This window comes from Synechococcus sp. R55.7 (assembly GCF_047461955.1).
Lineage (GTDB): Bacteria > Cyanobacteriota > Cyanobacteriia > Thermostichales > Thermostichaceae > Thermostichus.
Genome location: NZ_JANSIC010000051.1, coordinates 1 through 3,450, shown reverse-complemented (window position 1 = coordinate 3,450; position 3,450 = coordinate 1). Strand labels below are relative to the sequence as shown.

Annotated in this window: 4 protein-coding genes and 1 pseudogene; 3 read left to right on the top strand and 2 right to left on the bottom strand. The window is 60.2% G+C overall.

Going from position 1 to position 3,450, the window contains the following annotated elements:
- On the bottom strand, positions 1-303 hold a 303-nt coding region (locus tag NW820_RS04245; protein WP_414406771.1), incomplete at its 3' end, for an MAPEG family protein.
- A 184-nt stretch (positions 304-487) separates the two neighbouring features.
- Complete coding sequence (locus tag NW820_RS04240; protein ID WP_414406770.1) at positions 488-916, bottom strand: SHOCT domain-containing protein; 429 nt, start codon at positions 914-916, stop codon at positions 488-490.
- A 138-nt stretch (positions 917-1,054) separates the two neighbouring features.
- Here NW820_RS04240 and glmU point away from each other — a divergent pair.
- The 3 genes and pseudogenes from glmU to NW820_RS04225 all read left to right on the top strand — a co-directional run.
- A pseudogene (gene glmU / locus NW820_RS04235) lies at positions 1,055-2,404 on the top strand (bifunctional UDP-N-acetylglucosamine diphosphorylase/glucosamine-1-phosphate N-acetyltransferase GlmU); the annotation flags it as partial.
- A 42-nt stretch (positions 2,405-2,446) separates the two neighbouring features.
- Positions 2,447-2,953 (top strand): PPC domain-containing DNA-binding protein, encoded by a 507-nt coding sequence (locus NW820_RS04230; RefSeq protein WP_414406778.1) that lies wholly within the window; start codon positions 2,447-2,449, stop codon positions 2,951-2,953.
- A 90-nt stretch (positions 2,954-3,043) separates the two neighbouring features.
- The coding region (locus NW820_RS04225) for an RNA-guided endonuclease InsQ/TnpB family protein (RefSeq protein WP_414406769.1) at positions 3,044-3,450 on the top strand (407 nt) is incomplete at its 3' end.

Genomic DNA, 3,450 nt, shown 5'->3' with positions numbered 1-3,450 from the left:
ATCGGCAATGTAGAAAAAGTTGTAGAGCAGCCGCGCCAGCAGAAACACCCCACACAGCACAGCTACCCCTTCATCTCCGCTGAGGCCAAAATACCAGGGATCCGAGTGAGGGCCGGTGATGTAGGCGATCAACGCTGCTGCCGCAAACATCCCAAAGGTCTCAAACCCGTTGGCGTGGGCCCAGGTGGCCCGTTGCCCGTAGGGAGGTAGCCTATCGAACATAGCCCGAGGGGCATGCAGGTCGTAGCCGACGCGGGCACGGGCATAGCCCACCACCCCCATGGGCAGATAGACCAAGAGCATGGCTGCCGCAATAGAGAACAGGGGGATAGCTGCGAGAGGAAGGCTTGGCAACATAAGGCAAAAGGACGGTGCAAGATAACAGGGGAGAGGAAGGAGCCCAGCTCGGGCAGGAGCTATTGCCGGGAAAATCAACACCAGAACCATTATCCATCTATCGGGCTGTCTATCCAGGCAGATGCTTGCGTCAGGAAATCTTGCGGATTTGCCGGCGGCGCTCCTCATATTCAGCGCGGGTGATCAAGCCCTGTTTCAACTGGCTTTCCAACTGCTGTTCGGGATCCCGGGCTTCTCGCCCTTCCACACTGGTCCACTCCAGCTCGATCAACTCTCGGTTGAATCGAAAATCGAAATCGGCATTGCTCATGGTCAGGATCCACAGCCCTTCCAGCAAACAAAGGGCGCGTACCCCGTAGCTGAGAATCTGCAGCGGGATGGAAGGAACGAACACCATCAGCCCCGCCACCAAGTAGCCCCAGCCCCAGCGTTGGTGCCCCATATAGAAGCGCTGCAACCCTGGGATCAGCACCCCCAGCATCGCCAGCCAGCCGGCCACCTCGCGGACCAACCGCCGACGTTCCTGTGGGGGCGTATCAGGGCCCCTGCTCTCGGCCATAGACTGCACCAGCTAGATGTGCCATTAAGCTAGCTCAGTTTTGGCCGCACAGGGCTCAGGAACTTGGATCCAACCTCAGAAGATTTTTGAGCAGAATCCTGCCGCCTATACTTGATGGGGGCAGTTCGGGGAAGGAACATGGCAGAGCGGGAGCTATCGGTAGCGATCTTGGCAGCGGGCAAGGGCACCCGGATGCGGTCGCAGTTGCCCAAGGTGCTGCACAAACTGGGATCCCTGTCTTTGATCGAGCGGCTGCTGCGCACGGTGCTAACCTTGAAACCCCACCGCTGTCTGGTGATTGTGGGTTATGAACAGGAGCAGGTGCGCCAAGCCCTGCGGGAGTACCCGGTTGAATTTGTGGAGCAGGCCCAGCAATTGGGCACCGGACACGCCGTTCAACAGCTGTTGCCCGTCCTGGGCGGTTTTCAGGGGGATCTGCTGGTGATCAACGGGGATGTGCCCCTGCTGCGGGCAGAAACCCTGCAAGCTCTGGTGGAGCGCCACCGCCAGATGAACCCAGAGGTAACCTTGCTCTCGGCTCAGGTGGCGGATCCCTATGGCTATGGGCGGGTATTTTGCGATGCCCAACAGCGGGTGCTGGAACTGGTGGAAGAGCGAGACTGCACCCCGGCCCAACGGCAAAATCGCCGCATCAACAGTGGGGTGTATTGTTTCCACTGGCCGGCTCTGGCCCAGGTTTTGCCCCATCTCAACAGTAACAACGCACAGCAGGAGTACTACCTAACAGATGCCGTCAAGCGGGTGGGCAAAGCCATCGCTCTGGATGTTGCCGATCCGCAAGAAATTGTGGGCGTCAACGACCGCCGCCAACTGGCCCAGGCGTACCAGATTTTGCAGGATCGCCTCAAGGAAGCCTGGATGGAAGCCGGGGTCACCTTTGTGGATCCCGATAGCAGCAGCCTCGAGGAAACGGTGGAATTGGCCCCCGATGTGGTGATCGAGCCCCAAACCCATCTGCGAGGGGTGTGCCGCATTGGCTCGGGAACCCGCCTGGGGCCGGGCAGTTGGATCGAGTCCAGCGAGATTGGATCTGGGTGTCACATTCTCTACTCGGTGGTCAGCCACAGCCGCATCGGCAACCACGTCTGGATAGGCCCCTACGCCCACGTGCGCCCCCACAGCCAGATTGGGGATCATTGCCGCATCGGCAACTTTGTGGAAACCAAAAATACCCAGATTGGATCCCACAGCAACGCCGCCCACTTGGCCTACCTGGGCGATGCCAAGCTGGGATCCCAGGTCAACATCGGCGCGGGCACCATCATCGCCAACTACGACGGCCAGCAAAAGCACTTTACCGAAATTGGGGATCGCAGCAAAACAGGCGCCAACTCGGTTCTGGTGGCTCCTTTGCAGGTGGGATCCGATGTCACCATTGCCGCCGGCTCCACCATCCCTGCCCGCTACCCCCTGCCGGATGACTGCTTGGTGATCGCTCGCTCCCGCCCGGTGGTCAAGCCCGGCTGGCGACCCGGGATCCGCTCCTCCCGCCGCCAAGAGCTCCAGCCCATGCCGCCGGGATCCCTCAAGATTTATCCCTTGCGCCTCTTCCCCGGCCAAGATCTCAAGCAGGAACTGGAGCGAGTGGCCCGGCAGCAGCCCTTGCAAGCGGGGTTTGTCCTCAGCGCCGTCGGCAGCCTTAGCCAAGCCACCCTGCGCCTGGCCGACCAAACGGGGGATCACCTGTTGTCGGAACGCCTGGAGATCCTGGCCCTGAGTGGATCCCTGTGCCCTGACGGAGTCCATCTCCATCTCACCGTTGCCGATGCCCGAGGCCAAACCTGGGGGGGACACCTGCGCCCCGGCTGCCTCATCTACACCACCGCCGAAATTGTCCTCGCCGACAGCCCGGAGTACCGCTTCTCCCGTCAACCGGATCCGGCCACCGGCTACTTGGAGTTGCACATCGAACCCGTGGCAGGGGATCCCTGCTGGCCGTCCCCACCCCCCCAACCCCAGCAAAACCAGCAGACAAAACCAGAGGCTGACAACAGCAGGCCGAAAAGCTTACAGTAGTCAACATGAGTTACCTAAAGCTAAAGGGGGCTTGTGAGCGCCAAGCCGAAAGCTTCACGGAACTCATGGACGCTTTGCGGTGTGGCGGGCATGTTACTGGGTTTTCGGACGCAACTCATTCTTAACCGCAAGCAAACAACTCTAGCCGCCCAACACGCTGGGGTAGCCCGCCACGCCTATAACTGGGGCTTAGAAGTCTGTCGGCAAGCCCTGGAGAACCAGCAAAAACTTCCCACCGCCATTGACCTGCACAAGCGCCTAGTGGCCGAGGTGAAGAAAGAACATCGCTGGTACTACCAGGTCTCCAAATGCGCCCCTCAGCAGGCATTACGCAACTTGGAGCAAGCCCTTAAGCGCTGGCGGGGTGGGTTGGGGAAGTTTCCCCGCTTCAAACGCAAGGGAGTGCGAGACAGCTTTTACCTGGAAGGGAGTATTCGCACTTCTGGCAACCGCATCAAGGTACCTATCTTCGGTTGGCTGCGCTGTGCAGAGCTGCT